Source organism: Aeromonas sp. MdU4 (genome assembly GCF_041929505.1).
Taxonomy (GTDB): domain Bacteria; phylum Pseudomonadota; class Gammaproteobacteria; order Enterobacterales; family Aeromonadaceae; genus Aeromonas.
Window position 1 is genome coordinate 143133 of sequence record NZ_JBHFMW010000002.1, and the last position, 14469, is coordinate 157601.

The window sequence follows — 14469 nt, forward strand, 5'->3', positions numbered from 1 at the left end:
ATACGGTTGATCCAAGGCATGCATTTTACGACAGGTTTCATCGAGTTGACATTGCATGTCATTGCTTTATGTTAGCCAGCAATGATAAAGCATTATTGCGGCCAGGGCTAACAGCCAAGTGCTGCTTTCCACCTTGGTCTTCTACTTATTATGCACGATCGCGATTCCCTGCTATTGCAGTGGGCACGCCGGATTTCCGGTGATGCCACTCTCACGCTTACCCTCATTTCCGGTGATGCCAGCTTCCGCCGCTACTATCGTGGTGGTGGTCTGGTGTGGGTGGATGCCAATCCTAAAACCGAAAAAAATCATGAGTTTGTTCGTAACGCGGCCGCCTTGCTGGCGCGTCAGCTGCTGGCGCCAGAGGTGAAGGCTGTGGATTATGAACAGGGTCTGCTGGCGGTCAGTGACTTGGGTGATATCCAGCTTATCAGCTGCCTGAATGAGCAGAATGTGCTGGCCTGGTATGGCAAAGCGATTGATCTGCTGCCCCGACTGGGGTCGGTCGAACTGGCGCTTGAACCCTTCGATGCAGCCTTTATGGCGCGGGAAAACAGCATCTTCCCCGAGTGGCTGCTTGGTCACCATCTGAACTTGACCTTGAGCAACGATGAGCAACAGTTGCTGGATGAGACCTTTGCCTGCCTCACTGCCTGCAATCTGGCCCAGCAACAAGGAGTCATGCACCGGGATTTTCACAGTCGCAACCTGATGGTGTGCGGCGGAGACACTCCTGATACCAGCGCACTCGCCATCATCGATTTTCAGGACATGGTCATCGGGCCCCTTAGCTATGACCTGGTCTCCCTATTGAAAGATTGCTATGTGCGCTGGCCGGACGAGGTGATCGATGAAGGAATGCGCCACGGTTTTGCCACCCTGCAACAGGCGGGTCTGCTTGGTGAACTCGATTATGCCAGTTTCCGTCGTGATGCCGACCTGACCGGCATGCAGCGCCACCTCAAAGCTGCCGGGATCTTCACCCGGCTCTATCATCGCGACGGCAAGTCCGGTTATCTCAAAGATATTCCTCGCACCCTCGGCTACGTGGTGGATGTCTGTCGCACTCACGGTGGCGCCTATCCGGTACTGGCCCGTTTTGGCCAGTGGCTGGAGCAGGTGGTGTTGCCGGGGATCGCTAATACCGGTGTAAAACCATGAAGGCGATGATCTTGGCCGCTGGCCGTGGCGAGCGGATGCGCCCCCTCACCGACCTGCTGCCCAAACCGCTGCTGGCGGTGGGGGGCAAACCCCTTATCGTCCACCATATCGAAAAGTTGAAGTCAGCTGGCGTGACCGAGCTAGTGATAAACCACGCCTGGCTTGGTCACAAGCTGGTCGATACCCTGGGTGATGGCAGTGCGTTTGGTGTGACCATTCACTGGTCAGCCGAGGAGAGTGCGCTGGAGACCGCGGGCGGCATCGTGCAGGCGTTGCCACTACTGGGCGTAGAACCTTTTCTGGTGATCAACGGCGATACCTGGCTCGATCTCGATTATCACACACTGGTCAGCCAGCCCCTTGGCGACGATCTGGCCCACTTATGGCTGGTGCCCAACCCACCTCAGCACCCAACCGGGGACTTTGCCCTGCAAGCCGGGCGAGTCATGGATACGCCAGCGTTTACCTTCAGTGGGGTCGGGCTATATGATCCGGCGGCCTTTGCCGGTCTCGCCGGTGGTGCCCGCAAGCTGGCGCCGCTGCTGCGTGACTGGATGGCGCAAGGGCGGGTGGGCGGCAGCCTGCTCGCTGGCGAGTGGCGCGATATCGGCACGGTCGATCGACTGCGCGAGCTGGATGACCAGCTCCAGGCCCGCACTCATTAACTTCAAGAGGTCTTGAACCATGCGTATTTGGGGTAAGGTGCTGGGCGCCTTCTTCGGTTTTCTGCTCGGCAATATTATTGGTGCCTTGATTGGCCTCTGGATCGGCCACCGTTTCGACCGTGGCATGGGGCTGCAGGGGGCGTTTCGTCGTGGCCCGAGTCAGGCGCAGCAAGCGGTCTTTTTCCATGCCACCTTCTCGGTGATGGGCCACATCGCCAAGTCCAGTGGTCAGGTGACCGAGCAGGAGATCCGGGTTGCCTCCAACCTGATGGATCGGATGCGGTTGGTCGGTGATCAGCGTGCCCGGGCACAGGAGTCGTTTCGTCTCGGTAAAGAGGCCGACTTCCCGCTGCGCGAGACCCTGGCCGAGTTTCGCCGCGCCAGTCTGGGGCAGCGCGACATTCTGCGCTTCTTCCTCGAGGTGCAGTTGCAGGCTGCCTTTGCCGATGGCCGGGTAGAGGAGGGCGAGCGTGTCATTCTCAATACCATTGCCGACGAGCTGGGTTTCAGCCGCATCGAGTTGGCCCGTATTCTGGCGATGGCCGAGGCGCAGATGAACTTCTTCAATCAGGCTCATGGCCAGTATCAGGGGGGCCATGCCGGTGGTCAGCAGTACCGCCAGGAGGTGCCTTCTGCAGATCGCCTCAAGAATGCCTACCAGCTGCTGGGGGTGAGCGAGAGCGACAGCGATCAGGATATCAAGCGTGCCTACCGCAAGGAGATGAACAAGCATCACCCGGACAAGCTGGCCGCCAAAGGGCTGCCGCCGGAGATGATGGAGATGGCCAAGGAGAAGACCCAGGAGATCCAGCAAGCCTGGGAGTGGATCCGCGAGGCTCGTGGCATTCGTTAAGCGCATATTTGTACAGCAGACAATAAAAAGCCCCGCAGCAGTGCGGGGCTTTTGCTTTGCCGTTTGGCGTCGGGCCGGGTTATTTGGCCGGAATGGCTTCCAGCACGTGCACCAGCAGTTGCCAGAAGCGCTCGACCGCCGGGATATGCACCTTCTCGTCAGGGGAGTGGGCACCGCGGATGGTCGGGCCGAAGGAGACCATGTCCCACTCCGGATAGGCGCTCTTGAACAGACCGCACTCGAGACCGGCGTGGATCACCATTACGTTGGGCATGGTGCCGAACAGGGCCTGGTAGCTGTTGCGTACCAGTGCCATGACCGGGGAGTCCACGTTTGGTGCCCAACCCGGATAGGCTCCGGTGAATTCGCAGCTAGCGCCCGCCAGGGTGAACAGGGCGCGGGTCATCTGTTCGATGTTCTCGCGGCCGGAGTCGATCAGCGAGCGGATCAGGCACTGGACGTACACTTCGCCATCCAGAGTCTTGATGACCCCCAGGTTAGTGGAGGTTTCGGTCACGCCGGGCATGGCATCGCTCATGCGCATTACGCCGTTCGGGCAGGCAACCAGCGCATCCAGCAGGCGCTGTTGCAGGGAGACGCTCATCAGCTTGGCCAGTTTGGCTGCGCTATTGACCAGCAGAGTCAGGTTTGGCTCGGTAGCAGCCAACTCGCTCTGGTAGATACCGGTGTAGCGGTCAACCAGTGCCTTGAACTCGTTCAGGCTGGCGGCGGGCACCTGCAGGGTAGCACGGGCTTCGCGCGGGATGGCGTTGCGCAGAGTGCCGCCATGGATCTCGGCCAGACGGATACCCAGCGGCTCGGCTGCTTTGAGCAAGCGGACCAGCAGTTTGTTGGCGTTGCCACGGCCGCAATGGATATCGCAACCGGAGTGGCCGCCACGCAGCCCTTTGACGGTCAACTCGACAGCTTCACCTTCGCTGGCATCAACCAGCTCAAGCGGGAAGCGGATATTGGCATCCACACCGCCAGCGCAGCCCATGTAGACCTCGCCATCCTCTTCGGAGTCGGTATTGAGCAGGATCTCGCCTTCCAGCCAGCCCGGCTCCAGACCGAAGGCGCCGGTCATGCCGGTCTCTTCGTCGGTGGTCAGCAGCACTTCCAGCGGGCCGTGTTTGATGGTCTTGTCAGCCAGTACCGCCAGGCAGCCAGCCATACCGATGCCGTTGTCGGCACCCAGGGTCGTGCCGCGGGCTGTGACCCATTCACCATCTACATAAGCATCGATGGGATCGGTCGCGAAGTCGTGTTTGGTATCGGCGTTGGCCTGCGGCACCATGTCGATGTGGGCTTGCAGTACCACGGCTTGGCGGTTTTCCATCCCCGGAGTAGCTGGCTTCTTGATAATGATGTTGCCGACTTTATCCTGCTTGACGGCCAGCCCTTCGCTCTGGGCCCATTGGATGATCCAGGCGCTCAGCTTGGCTTCATGCTTGGAAGGGTGGGGAATAGAGCAGATCTGTTCGAAGAAATGCCAAATCAGTTTGGGAGAGAGAGAGCTAAGCTGTGCCACGTTGGGACTCCTTACCAGCACGGAATAAACAGGGCCCCATCAGCGGGCCGAGGAAGAGAACAACGATAATACAGTCAATCACGCAAAAATGTGAGCAATCAGCGCAAATCACGGGCCGGTTGTGCTGGCACATGGCAACAAGACAGCACGATTGTCAGGATCAAGTGACGCAGGCTGGCAGAAAAGAAATTGTGTGACCGATCTCACAAAAAAGTTGAATTTAACGCGCCGACTGGTAAATTAGCCTCCGTGGTTCGCCACCCGTCAGGATGACGATGAAAGCCTCCAGGGAACCGAAGCAAAGCAAGTGCGCCTCCATGGAACCGAGTGTTCGTTCAAGGATTTGAGCCCGCATTAAAGGTACGTAACTTGTTAAGCAATCAGGAGTTTTAATATGTCAGGCAGCAACTCAACCTATTGGTTCGCTCCGTCTTTGTACACCAAGGGTTTCAGCTACCCAAATCCGTTCGTCACTCGTCGCTAAGGCGCGCGCCTGATTAGGCAGTGTAATGACGAAAATGCAGCAGGAGTGTGAGGTTAAACCTCCCCCTGCTATTTTTTTATCTGCAATTTGTTTTGATGCGGTTTTCCGCCTTGGCAGGATGGGGTGCAGTTGGCCGTTTGGCTCTCTGTGTGTGCCAATCGAAGATGAGTTTGCCGATTTTTCCTGAATTTGGCATACGTTTGCCAATCATTTTATCTGTAAACGATGCTATTATATTGGCCCAACAGCTTGTCCGCGGTTTTGGCACTCAATCCAACCGATCGCCGGATATGCCCATCTTGCTTCCATTGTTATCAGATTTGCTGCCGAGGTCTGCCCTAAGGCGGAATCATTGCAATCTGAATTCAGCAGGACAAGATCCGCCATTTGCTGGCATTCGAGAGGAAACTGTCGGATGCCATTATTTTAAGTAATTGTTTTTGTGTAACTATTTGAGATCGCTAACATGCCGAAAAAGTTCTATGTGTCGTGGGATAACCTGCAACGTGAAGCTCGCCGCCTGGCCCGTCGTCAACTGCCTGTGAGCCAGTGGAAAGGTATCATCGCGGTCAGCCGTGGTGGTCTGGTCCCCGCAGCCCTGATGGCCCGTGAACTTGGCATTCGCAACGTTGAAACGCTGTGTATCTCCAGTTATGACCACAACAACCAGCGTGATCTGGTGGTCGTGAAGGCCGCTACCACAGCAGGTGACGGTGAAGGCTGGCTGGTGGTGGAAGATTTGGTTGATACCGGTACTACCGCCAAGGCGATCCGCGAGCTCTACCCGAAAGCCAAGTTTATCGCCATCTTCGCCAAGCCGATGGGTGAGCAACTGCTGGATGACTTCGAAGTCGCTATTCCGCAGGATACCTGGATCGAACAGCCTTGGGATATGGCGCTGGAGTTCACCACGCCGATCTGCGACGAAGAGTAACGGGTGCCGGCGTTAACCACGCCATATTCCGTGCTGCAGAACATAGCTGCAAAGGGTCCCAATTTGGGGCCCTGTTTTTTGCCTATCGATCTGCTGCGGGGTGGCTGAGCGGCGGTAAAAGTGGTTAAGATGGACCATTGCCTGATTATGAATGGGACATTATCTTGGACTTGAACGAAGACCTAAACCTGACTGAACAGCTCTTTACCCGCGTCAAGAAGGTATTGGAAACATCCGAGATCTCCAACTCAAGTGCGGCTGACCTGGCTGAGGCCGGGTCAGACGAGATGTTTATCGATGGCTCCATGTCAAAGAGCTGGTATCGCCTGTTGCGCCGACCGTCCTGGGCCTGGCAGGGGGCTGATCCGATCGAGGTGGAGCAGACTCTGGCCCGTATCGCCATGGCGACTGGCGAGCGCACTCATGATTGCTATCTCGATACCATCAAGGGTTATGTGCCAGGCAACTGGATCTATGAGTGGAGCCAGGTGGCAGGCGGCTATTTCAAGCAGGGACGTGATCTGCGCGAGCAGGGGGATGCCTCTGGCGCGCTGAAAAAATTGCTCAAGGCGGTGCGTTACTACTCCATTGCCAGTTATCCCCATCTGAAAGGAGACGAGCTGGCGGATCAGGCACAGTTGCTCGGCAATATGGCCTATCGTGAGGCAGGCCGTCTGTTCAAGGTGCCGCTCAAAGAGATCCAGGTGCCATTTCGTGGCAAGCATATTCAGGGTTATCTTCACCTGCCTACGACCGATAAACCGGTACCGCTGGTGATCATCAGCGGGGGCATCGACTCCCTGCAGCTCGATTTTCTCAACTTCTATCTCAAGCGACTCGAGCCCAACGGTATCGGCATGCTGTCACTTGATATTCCCGGTATCGGTTATGCCGAGCACTGGCCGCTGGTGCAGGATACCAGCCGTCTTCATCAGGCGGTGTTGCACTATCTCTCGGAGGTGGCTTGGGTCGATCACCAGCGTATAGCCATGGTGGGGATGCGTCTGGCAGGGAATATTGCGGCCAGATTGGCCTTTATTGAACCGTTTAAATTGCGTACAGTGGTCTGCATTGGAGCTGGTGTCAATCAGCTCTTCACTAATCATGAGCTGTTTGCCAAATGCCCGCGCATGATGCGGGACAGTCTGGCCAACCGCTTGGGGGCTGATGCCGCCCAGTGGGATACCATGCGCACCAAGTGCCAGGTTTTTTCACTAAAAACCCAAGGATTACTGGGGAGTCGCACATCCGTGCCGATATTAAGTATCGGACACAAGAGAGATTTCATCTGCCCCGAGCCGGATGTGCGGGCATTGGCGGCCGCCAGCCGTAATGGCAAGGCGATCGTATTTGACAAGCAGCCTTTGCTGGAGGTCTACGACCAGGCGCTTGACGAAGTTGTCGAATGGCTGAAGAAGCATTTATGCACATGATATTGCGCTAAAAATACTAGCGTCATCCCGAGGTGGCGCGGCTTGTTTAACAGGGAGGTTAACATGTCTGAAAGAGTGACCTACAAGCGACTGCTCAGGCAGTTTGCTGCCATTGGCCCCTATTTGCGTGAGGATCTCTGTGAAGAGGGGCGTTACCGTTTTGACAGCCTGTCTGTCTGTGTCAGCGCCAAACCGGCGCCTGACAAGCGGGAGTTCTGGGGCTGGTGGCTGGTGCTGGAGCAGGATGATCATCAGTTCCGCTACCACTATCAATTTGGTTTGTACAATGCTGACGGTGAATGGCTTGACAAGCCGATCCCCAAGAAGCATCAGGTAGAGGTTGAGCGGACCCTCAACCGATTCTACAAGCTCATCAGTGACAAACTGACCGCGCTTGAGTGCCAGCTAGTACCTGCCGAACAGGTTACCAATGAGCTGAGCGTCACTGCCGCCTGATCTGCTGATGCCCTGCGAGGAGCACAGACTCGCTCGCAGGGGCATCACTTCGCCCATCTCCTCTCACCACCCCTTCATTAATTGCCTTGCAGGGCCCCATGGCCGTGGGTATAAAGATATTCCTTACTTTTTTAGCCTTTATGCTCCCATGGAAAACAGAACCATAGTCGTCAAGTTGGGCACCAGCGTGCTCACAGGGGGGTCTTCCCAGCTCAATCGTGCCCATATGGTAGAGCTGGTCAGACAGTGTGCGGCCTTGCACCGTCACGGCCATCGGGTCGTGGTCGTCACCTCGGGGGCTATCGCCGCCGGGCGTGAGCATCTGGGCCACCCGCCACTGGCGCCAACCCTGCCCAACAAGCAGATGCTGGCGGCAGTCGGTCAGACCCAGCTCATTCGGGTATGGCAGGATCTGTTCAACCTCTATGGCTTGCATATCGGCCAGATGCTGCTGACCCGCGCCGATCTGGAAGACCGCGAGCGCTACCTCAATGCCCGCGATACCATGCGGACCCTGCTCGATCACCGCATCATTCCGGTTATCAACGAGAACGACGCGGTGGCGACAGCCGAGATCAAGGTGGGCGACAACGACAACCTCTCTGCCCGAGCTGCCATCTTGGCGGATGCGGATCTGCTGATCCTGCTCACCGACCAGAAGGGGCTGTTTACCGCCGATCCGCGTACCAATCCGGATGCCCAGCTCATCGAAGAGGTGCAGACCATCGACGATACCCTGCGCTCGCTGGCAGGCGATAGCGTCAGCGGCCTCGGTACTGGCGGTATGGCGACCAAGCTGCAGGCCGCCGATGTGGCGCGTCGCGCTGGCGTCAATGTGGTGATCGCCACTGGCCAGATGCCAGAGGTGATCGGCCGCCTTGCCAAGGGCGAGCGTATCGGCACCCTGTTCCCGGCGCTGGCCTCCCCGCTGGAAGGGCGCAAGAGCTGGATTTTGGCTGGCCCTCCTCCGCACGGGGAAGTGCAGGTGGATCAGGGCGCGGTTGCCGCCATGAAGGAGAAAGGTTCCAGCCTGTTGCCCAAAGGGATTGTGGCCGTGAAAGGGGATTTCGTGCGCGGTGACGTGGTGCGCATCCTCGATCCCAAGGGGGTTGAGCTGGCCCGCGGCATCTGCCGTTACGACCATCTGGAGTTGGACAAGCTGCGCGGTGTCCACTCGGATCAGATTGAGCAGGTATTGGGCTATGGCTATGGTGCCGTAGCCATTCATCGAGATGATATGGTGCTGCTGTGACCTTGCCGCACTCGCATGAACAAAAGGGAACCGAGATGAGTCTGGAGAAAATGGGGCAGGCAGCCCGTGAAGCCGCCTATCAGCTGGCCACCATCAGCACGGCGCAGAAGAATCGGGCGCTGGCCGCCATTGCCGACGAGCTGGAGGCGCGCAGCAGCCAAATTCTGGCCGCTAACGAAAAAGACATTGCCGCTGGCCGTGAGGCGGGCCTCTCCGAGGCGATGCTGGATCGCCTGTTGCTCAATCCGGCACGGCTAGCCAGCATAGTGGCCGATGTGCGCAAGGTGATTACTCTGGATGATCCGGTCGGCGCCGAAATCGACAGCCGGGTGCTGGAGAACGGCCTGCGCCTCTCCCGTCGCCGGGTGCCCATCGGGGTGATCGGCGTCATCTACGAGGCGCGCCCCAACGTCACCATCGACATCGCCAGCCTCTGCCTGAAGACTGGCAACGCCAGCATACTGCGTGGCGGGCGCGAGACTTTCCACTCCAATCTGGAGCTGGTGCAGGTGATCCAGCATGCGCTGGTCGCCTCCGGCCTGCCGCAGGCGGCGGTGCAGTATATCGACAACCCGGATCGGGCGCTGGTCGGTGAGTTGCTGCGCCTCGACCGTTATGTGGACATGATAATCCCCCGCGGTGGTGCCGGGCTGCACAAGATGTGCAAGGAGAACAGCTCCATTCCGGTCATCATTGGCGGTTTTGGCATCAGCCATATTTTCGTCGACGAGAGCGCCGATCTGGGGCGTTCGCTGGCGGTTATCGACAACGCCAAGGTGCAGCGCCCCTCCGCCTGCAATGCCCTCGATACCCTGCTGGTGCACGAGAAGGTGGCCGCCACCTTCCTGCCGCAGCTGGTGGCGCAGATGAACGAACGCAAGGTGACACTGGTCGGCGCGGCCAATGCCATGACTCTGCTGACTGGTGCCGATAACCTGTGTGATGCAGGGCCAGAGGATTTCGATACCGAGTGGTTGGGGCTAACCCTGGGGGTCAAGCTGGTGGCGGATGTGAACGAAGCGCTGGCCCATATGCGCGATCACAATGCCGGTCACTCCGATGCCATCCTGACCAACGATCTGGCCAACGCCGAACGTTTCGTCAATGGGGCCGGTTCGGCCGCTGTGTATGTCAACGCCTCGACCCGTTTCACCGATGGTGGCCAGTTTGGTTTGGGGGCCGAGGTGGCGGTCTCGACCCAGATGCTGCATGCTCGTGGCCCCATGGGGTTGACCGAGCTCACCAGCTATAAATGGGTGGGGCAGGCCGATTACCTCACTCGCGCCTGACAACAGGTTGTGTCAGATACAAAAATGCCGACCCTTGGGTCGGCATTTTGTTTGGCGAATATCGCGAAGATATCAGGCGTTCGGGTTATTCCCCGTGATAGAGCACCTTGTCACCGGATTTGAGCACATAACCCTTCCAGATAAAGAGGGTGTAGCCGCTGCCTTGCCATGACCAGTTGCCCTCCACTCCCTGACGGACAAGCTGATGTTGCTCGCCGGTCGGCAGCGTCAGCTCGGCTTGGCTCTGATCGGCGTTGAACAGCACGAAGGCGCTGCTGGTCTGGGCGCTGTCCGTCGGGTTGAGTCGCACAGCCTGCTCGAACAGCCGCACACACTGGTTGGTCAATGCCGACCACTGGTAGCCGGCACTGGCACGGCAGCCGTGGATATCCTGATCGTTGCCGACCAAGTGTTGCTCCGGTGTGCTGCAAGCTGCCAGCAGCAGGGAGGCTGCCATCAGGGTCAAGGTGCGCATGGTTACTCCTGAAGATCCCGTTCGATGACGATGTTGGAGAAACCCAACTCTTTGAAGTAGTTCTCCTGGTAGTCCTTCACGCTCTTCTTGTCACGGCGACAAACTTGGGCCAGCTGGGCCTCCATGGCGTGGAAACTGGAGAGATCCAGTCCTTCGGCTGCGGCGATGGCGTCGTAGATGCTGCGGAACTTGTCATTCGCGTAGCCGATCTCTTTGGCCTGTTTTTTATAGGTATAAGTAATCTTAAAGGCCATCTTGCCCTTCCTTCTTCGATTTGGCTTGCTTGCGCTGGACGTAGAGGTAGAGGCTTTCGACCTTCTCCCGAGCCCAGGGGGTCTTGCGCAAGAACTTCAGGCTGGACTTGATGCTGGGATTATCGGTGAAGCAGCGGATATTGATCTGCTGCCCCAGCTCTTCCCAGCCATAGTATTCGACCAGCGCGGTGACGATGGCCTCCAGCGTCAGCCCGTGCAGCGGGTTGTTTTTCTGCGCCGGGGTCGGCTGTTCTGCGCTCATGCCTGCTCCGCCAGTTTGGCAAAGGGTTGACCCATACGGGTGGTGACTCCGTTGGCCAGATGGGGTTCAAAACCGGCCAGCATGCCCGGGCCAAACAGGCAGACCACGGTGCTGCCCAGTTTGAACAGGCCCATCTCGGCCCCTTTTTGCAATGTGATGGCCTCGTCGCCGGTGTAGTCCCAGCGCACCACCTTCTTCTCTTTAGTTGGCGCAATGTTGCCAGCCCAGATGGTCTCGATGCTGGCCACGATGGTCGCACCGACCAGCACCAGTGCCATGGGGCCATGCGGGGTGCGGAAGGTGGCCACCACCCGCTCGTTGCGGGCAAACAGGTTGGGCACGTTCTCGGCGGTGAGCGGGTTGACGGAGAAGAGATCCCCTGGCACGAACACCATGCTCTCCAGCACGCCGTCCAGCGGCATATGGATGCGGTGGTAATCCTTGGGCGCCAGATAGATGGTGGCGAAGTCGCCATCCTTGAACGGCGCAACCAGATCCTCATAGCCGCCCAGCAGCTCGCGAGCACTGTAGTCGTGGCCCTTGGCCTGAATGATGCGGCCCTGCTGGATGGGGCCGAGCTGGCTGACAGTGCCATCCACCGGCAGCGCCAGGGTCATGGCATCGTCAACCACCGGGCGGATACCGGGTTTCAGCTCACGGGTGAAGAACTCGTTGAAGCTCTTGTAGTGGGCCGGGCTCTCGTGCAGCGCCTCGCTCATGTCGACCCGATACTGCTTGATAAAGGCTTCGATCACTTTGGTAGTGAGGTTGCCCGCTTCGGCAGCGGCAAATTTGCCGATCAGACGGGAGAGGGCGTGCTTGGGCAGACAGTATTGACCGGCAATTTTCAGGTTGTCAGTAATGCTCATGTTCATCATCAACGTAGGTTTATTAGGGTCACAGGCGCGCCTGTTGGCGGCCGTGACGGGCTTCCTGCATGGTTTCCAGGATGCGGTGATAGTTGTGGAAGCGATCGGCGCTGATTGCGCCACTGTCGACTGCCGCCCGCAGGGCACAGCCGGGATCGTCCTTGTGGGTGCAGTCGCGGAACTTGCAGCCACCCAGATAGTCGCGGAACTCGATAAAGCACCAGGTGATGCGGTCGGCTTCCAGATGCCAGAGGGCGAACTCGCGGATCCCCGGGGAGTCAATCAGATCACCGCCGCTCGGGAAGTGGTAGAGTCGCGCCGTGGTGGTGGTGTGCTGGCCGAGTCCCGAGTTTTCGGAGATCTCGCCGGTGAGCACATCCAGCCCAGGCATCAGAGCGTTGGTCAGGGACGATTTGCCGACCCCGGACTGGCCGACGAAGATGCTGATCTTGTCGGTGAACTGGGCCTTTAGCTCATCGAGCCCTTCACCGCTCTCGCAGCTCACCAGGATCACCTTGTAGCCAAGCTTGCGATAGGGTTCGAGCTGGCTATCGATGCGCTTGCGCGCCGCGTCATCCAGCATATCGACCTTGTTCAGCACGATGAGCGGCTGGATCTCCACATCCTCGGCGGCTACCAGATAGCGGTCGACGATGTTGGTGGAGAACTCGGGCATCACCGCCGAGACGATGATGATCTGGTCGATATTGGCAGCGATGGGTTTGACCCCGTCGTAGAAGTCCGGCCGGGTCAGTACCGAGTGGCGCGGATGCACCGCTTCGATGACGCCCGCTGTCGCGGCATTGAGGCCGGGACGCCACACCACCTTGTCGCCACAGACCAGACTGCTGATGCTGCTGCGCCGCAGGTTGCTGCGGTGGATGGTGCCATCGACCGCTTCCACGTCTGCGTGTTGACCAAAACGGCTGATCACCACCCCTTCGATGGCCGGGCCAAACAGGGTGTCATCCACGACTGTGGTGTGATCTTTTTGCAGCCGCCGCTCGCGGTTAGCCTGGACGCGCCTTTGTTGACCCAGATTGAGTTTTGCTTTCTTTGCCACTCGATTCGCCAGTTTATGAACAGATCCAAAGCCAGTATGATACATGTAAATTGGCAAAATTCCGCCATTCCTCCCAATAGAGAGAGCAATCATGACAGTCAGCGCGCAGAACCTGGTATGGATCGACATGGAGATGACGGGCCTGGACCCCGAAGAGAACGTGGTACTGGAGATCGCCACCATAGTCACCGACAAGGACCTGAACGTGCTGGCCGAAGGGCCGGTCATCGCCATCCACCAGAGTGAAGCAGAGCTGGCCAAGATGGATGACTGGAACGTCAATACCCACACCAAGAGCGGTCTGGTAGCCCGAGTCAAGGCGAGCCAGCACGATGAGGCGAAAGCCGTGGCCGAGACTCTCGAGTTTATTCGCCAGTGGGTGCCGGAGCGCACCAGCCCGCTGTGTGGTAACAGCATCGGTCAGGATCGCCGCTTCATGGTCAAACACATGGCCGAGCTGGAAGCGTTCTTCCACTACCGCAACGTCGATGTCAGCACTATCAAGGAGTTGGTGCGTCGCTGGCAGCCGGAGTTGCTGGATCAGTTCACCAAGAGCGGTTCCCATCAGGCGCTGGATGACATCCGCGAATCGATCGCCGAACTGCGCTTTTATCGCAGCCACGTCTTCAAGATCTGAGTTTCCGGCAAGGGATTGTCATACCTTGGTTGCTAAAATCGCCACTTCGGCCAGCTTTTGAGCGAACGCGCGCAACCAGACAAAAAAGCCCTTGCAATTGGAAGGACTGCTCTTATAATTCGGCTCCCGTACAGTAGCGCAAGCAACCAAATGCTGTACGGCCTGTTTTAAGGTAGTTGCGGGAATAGCTCAGTTGGTAGAGCACGACCTTGCCAAGGTCGGGGTCGCGAGTTCGAGTCTCGTTTCCCGCTCCAAAAATCTGATGATGACACTGGTGCAAACCAGCCCGATGCGGGAATAGCTCAGTTGGTAGAGCACGACCTTGCCAAGGTCGGGGTCGCGAGTTCGAGTCTCGTTTCCCGCTCCAATCATCAGCCAGCCTCAAGACAACCAAATTGTTGCGGGAATAGCTCAGTTGGTAGAGCACGACCTTGCCAAGGTCGGGGTCGCGAGTTCGAGTCTCGTTTCCCGCTCCAAAAAATTTGTAAGTGATATTCCGATGCGGGAATAGCTCAGTTGGTAGAGCACGACCTTGCCAAGGTCGGGGTCGCGAGTTCGAGTCTCGTTTCCCGCTCCAATCACTTGCAGATAACATTCTGTTGCGGGAATAGCTCAGTTGGTAGAGCACGACCTTGCCAAGGTCGGGGTCGCGAGTTCGAGTCTCGTTTCCCGCTCCAAACATTTGTAAGTGACATTCCGTTGCGGGAATAGCTCAGTTGGTAGAGCACGACCTTGCCAAGGTCGGGGTCGCGAGTTCGAGTCTCGTTTCCCGCTCCAATCACTTGTAAATGACATTCTGTTGCGGGAATAGCTCAGTTGGTAGAGCACGACCTTGCCAAGGTCGGGGTCGC

At 58.0% G+C, this 14469-nt stretch carries 15 protein-coding genes and 6 tRNA genes; 15 read left to right on the forward strand and 6 right to left on the reverse strand.

Annotation, left to right across the window (positions count from 1 at the left end):
• Window positions 1-150: 150 nt before the first annotated feature.
• Genes ACE1BR_RS02140 through djlA form a run of 3 tightly spaced genes read left to right on the forward strand, consistent with a single transcriptional unit; the run spans window position 151 to window position 2679 of the window.
• Window positions 151-1161: an aminoglycoside phosphotransferase family protein gene (locus ACE1BR_RS02140; RefSeq protein ID WP_374867211.1), complete on the forward strand. Its 1011-nt coding sequence runs from the start codon at window positions 151-153 to the stop codon at window positions 1159-1161.
• Window positions 1158-1826 carry an N-acetylmuramate alpha-1-phosphate uridylyltransferase MurU gene (gene murU / locus ACE1BR_RS02145; RefSeq protein WP_374867213.1) on the forward strand — a complete coding sequence of 223 codons (669 nt, stop codon included), beginning with the start codon at window positions 1158-1160 and terminating at the stop codon, window positions 1824-1826. Before ACE1BR_RS02140 ends, murU begins: the two co-directional genes overlap by 4 nt.
• Window positions 1827-1845: 19 nt before the next feature.
• Complete coding sequence (djlA, locus tag ACE1BR_RS02150; RefSeq protein ID WP_374867215.1) at window positions 1846-2679, forward strand: co-chaperone DjlA; 834 nt, start codon at window positions 1846-1848, stop codon at window positions 2677-2679.
• Between the two features lie 79 nt (window positions 2680-2758).
• On the opposite strand, the gene ACE1BR_RS02155 is transcribed toward djlA, so the two are convergent.
• Entirely contained in the window at window positions 2759-4210 is a 1452-nt protein-coding gene (locus tag ACE1BR_RS02155) for an aminoacyl-histidine dipeptidase (RefSeq protein WP_374867217.1), read from the reverse strand.
• A gap of 950 nt (window positions 4211-5160) precedes the next feature.
• On the opposite strand from ACE1BR_RS02155, the gene gpt reads away from it, so the two are divergent.
• From gpt to ACE1BR_RS02180, 5 genes are all read left to right on the forward strand, one after another.
• Window positions 5161-5628: a xanthine phosphoribosyltransferase gene (gene gpt, locus ACE1BR_RS02160; RefSeq protein WP_374867219.1), complete on the forward strand. Its 468-nt coding sequence runs from the start codon at window positions 5161-5163 to the stop codon at window positions 5626-5628.
• A 164-nt stretch (window positions 5629-5792) separates the two neighbouring features.
• The gene (frsA, locus tag ACE1BR_RS02165; RefSeq protein ID WP_374867221.1) at window positions 5793-7061 is read left to right on the forward strand and encodes an esterase FrsA; all 1269 of its coding nucleotides are present in this window, start codon (window positions 5793-5795) and stop codon (window positions 7059-7061) included.
• Window positions 7062-7124: 63 nt separating this feature from the next.
• Window positions 7125-7517: a sigma factor-binding protein Crl gene (crl, locus tag ACE1BR_RS02170; RefSeq protein WP_374867223.1), complete on the forward strand. Its 393-nt coding sequence runs from the start codon at window positions 7125-7127 to the stop codon at window positions 7515-7517.
• Window positions 7518-7665: 148 nt separating this feature from the next.
• Window positions 7666-8769, forward strand: coding sequence for a glutamate 5-kinase (gene proB, locus ACE1BR_RS02175; protein ID WP_374867225.1), 1104 nt, complete (start codon window positions 7666-7668; stop codon window positions 8767-8769).
• Between the two features lie 2 nt (window positions 8770-8771).
• Window positions 8772-10058, forward strand: coding sequence for a glutamate-5-semialdehyde dehydrogenase (locus ACE1BR_RS02180; protein WP_374867242.1), 1287 nt, complete (start codon window positions 8772-8774; stop codon window positions 10056-10058).
• Window positions 10059-10143: 85 nt separating this feature from the next.
• On the opposite strand, the gene ACE1BR_RS02185 is transcribed toward ACE1BR_RS02180, so the two are convergent.
• The 5 genes from ACE1BR_RS02185 to rsgA are packed head-to-tail and all read right to left on the reverse strand — an operon-like array spanning window position 10144 to window position 12981.
• Window positions 10144-10533 carry a hypothetical protein gene (locus tag ACE1BR_RS02185; RefSeq protein ID WP_374867227.1) on the reverse strand — a complete coding sequence of 130 codons (390 nt, stop codon included), beginning with the start codon at window positions 10531-10533 and terminating at the stop codon, window positions 10144-10146.
• A gap of 2 nt (window positions 10534-10535) precedes the next feature.
• Entirely contained in the window at window positions 10536-10787 is a 252-nt protein-coding gene (locus ACE1BR_RS02190) for a DUF2960 domain-containing protein (protein WP_275056905.1), read from the reverse strand.
• Window positions 10777-11049 carry a VF530 family DNA-binding protein gene (locus tag ACE1BR_RS02195; protein WP_058053574.1) on the reverse strand — a complete coding sequence of 91 codons (273 nt, stop codon included), beginning with the start codon at window positions 11047-11049 and terminating at the stop codon, window positions 10777-10779. Before ACE1BR_RS02195 ends, ACE1BR_RS02190 begins: the two co-directional genes overlap by 11 nt.
• Entirely contained in the window at window positions 11046-11918 is an 873-nt protein-coding gene (gene asd / locus ACE1BR_RS02200; RefSeq protein ID WP_163129216.1) for an archaetidylserine decarboxylase, read from the reverse strand. Before asd ends, ACE1BR_RS02195 begins: the two co-directional genes overlap by 4 nt.
• Window positions 11919-11946: 28 nt before the next feature.
• Window positions 11947-12981, reverse strand: a complete 1035-nt coding sequence (gene rsgA / locus ACE1BR_RS02205) for a small ribosomal subunit biogenesis GTPase RsgA (RefSeq protein WP_218972736.1) — start codon at window positions 12979-12981, stop codon at window positions 11947-11949.
• Window positions 12982-13072: 91 nt separating this feature from the next.
• On the opposite strand from rsgA, the gene orn reads away from it, so the two are divergent.
• The 7 genes from orn (at window position 13073) to ACE1BR_RS02240 (ending at window position 14395) form a co-directional block, all read left to right on the forward strand.
• On the forward strand, window positions 13073-13618 hold the full coding sequence (orn, locus tag ACE1BR_RS02210) for an oligoribonuclease (protein WP_374867230.1): 546 nt from the start codon (window positions 13073-13075) through the stop codon (window positions 13616-13618).
• Between the two features lie 178 nt (window positions 13619-13796).
• Window positions 13797-13872 (forward strand) — tRNA-Gly (locus tag ACE1BR_RS02215).
• 37 nt (window positions 13873-13909) lie between these two features.
• Window positions 13910-13985: transfer RNA gene (locus ACE1BR_RS02220), tRNA-Gly, on the forward strand.
• A 33-nt stretch (window positions 13986-14018) separates the two neighbouring features.
• Window positions 14019-14094: transfer RNA gene (locus tag ACE1BR_RS02225), tRNA-Gly, on the forward strand.
• Between the two features lie 25 nt (window positions 14095-14119).
• Window positions 14120-14195, forward strand: a tRNA-Gly gene (locus ACE1BR_RS02230).
• Window positions 14196-14219: 24 nt separating this feature from the next.
• A tRNA-Gly gene (locus tag ACE1BR_RS02235) sits at window positions 14220-14295 on the forward strand.
• Between the two features lie 24 nt (window positions 14296-14319).
• Window positions 14320-14395, forward strand: a tRNA-Gly gene (locus ACE1BR_RS02240).
• Window positions 14396-14469 lie beyond the last annotated feature (74 nt).

Coding starts and splice junctions, on each gene's coding strand:
- ACE1BR_RS02140 (WP_374867211.1), top strand. CDS start 151: ATGCACGATCGCGATTCCCTGCTATTGCAGTGGGCACGCCGGATTTCC.
- murU (WP_374867213.1), top strand. CDS start 1,158: ATGAAGGCGATGATCTTGGCCGCTGGCCGTGGCGAGCGGATGCGCCCC.
- djlA (WP_374867215.1), top strand. CDS start 1,846: ATGCGTATTTGGGGTAAGGTGCTGGGCGCCTTCTTCGGTTTTCTGCTC.
- gpt (WP_374867219.1), top strand. CDS start 5,161: ATGCCGAAAAAGTTCTATGTGTCGTGGGATAACCTGCAACGTGAAGCT.
- crl (WP_374867223.1), top strand. CDS start 7,125: ATGTCTGAAAGAGTGACCTACAAGCGACTGCTCAGGCAGTTTGCTGCC.
- proB (WP_374867225.1), top strand. CDS start 7,666: ATGGAAAACAGAACCATAGTCGTCAAGTTGGGCACCAGCGTGCTCACA.
- ACE1BR_RS02185 (WP_374867227.1), bottom strand. CDS start 10,533: ATGCGCACCTTGACCCTGATGGCAGCCTCCCTGCTGCTGGCAGCTTGC.
- ACE1BR_RS02190 (WP_275056905.1), bottom strand. CDS start 10,787: ATGGCCTTTAAGATTACTTATACCTATAAAAAACAGGCCAAAGAGATC.
- ACE1BR_RS02195 (WP_058053574.1), bottom strand. CDS start 11,049: ATGAGCGCAGAACAGCCGACCCCGGCGCAGAAAAACAACCCGCTGCAC.
- asd (WP_163129216.1), bottom strand. CDS start 11,918: ATGAGCATTACTGACAACCTGAAAATTGCCGGTCAATACTGTCTGCCC.
- orn (WP_374867230.1), top strand. CDS start 13,073: ATGACAGTCAGCGCGCAGAACCTGGTATGGATCGACATGGAGATGACG.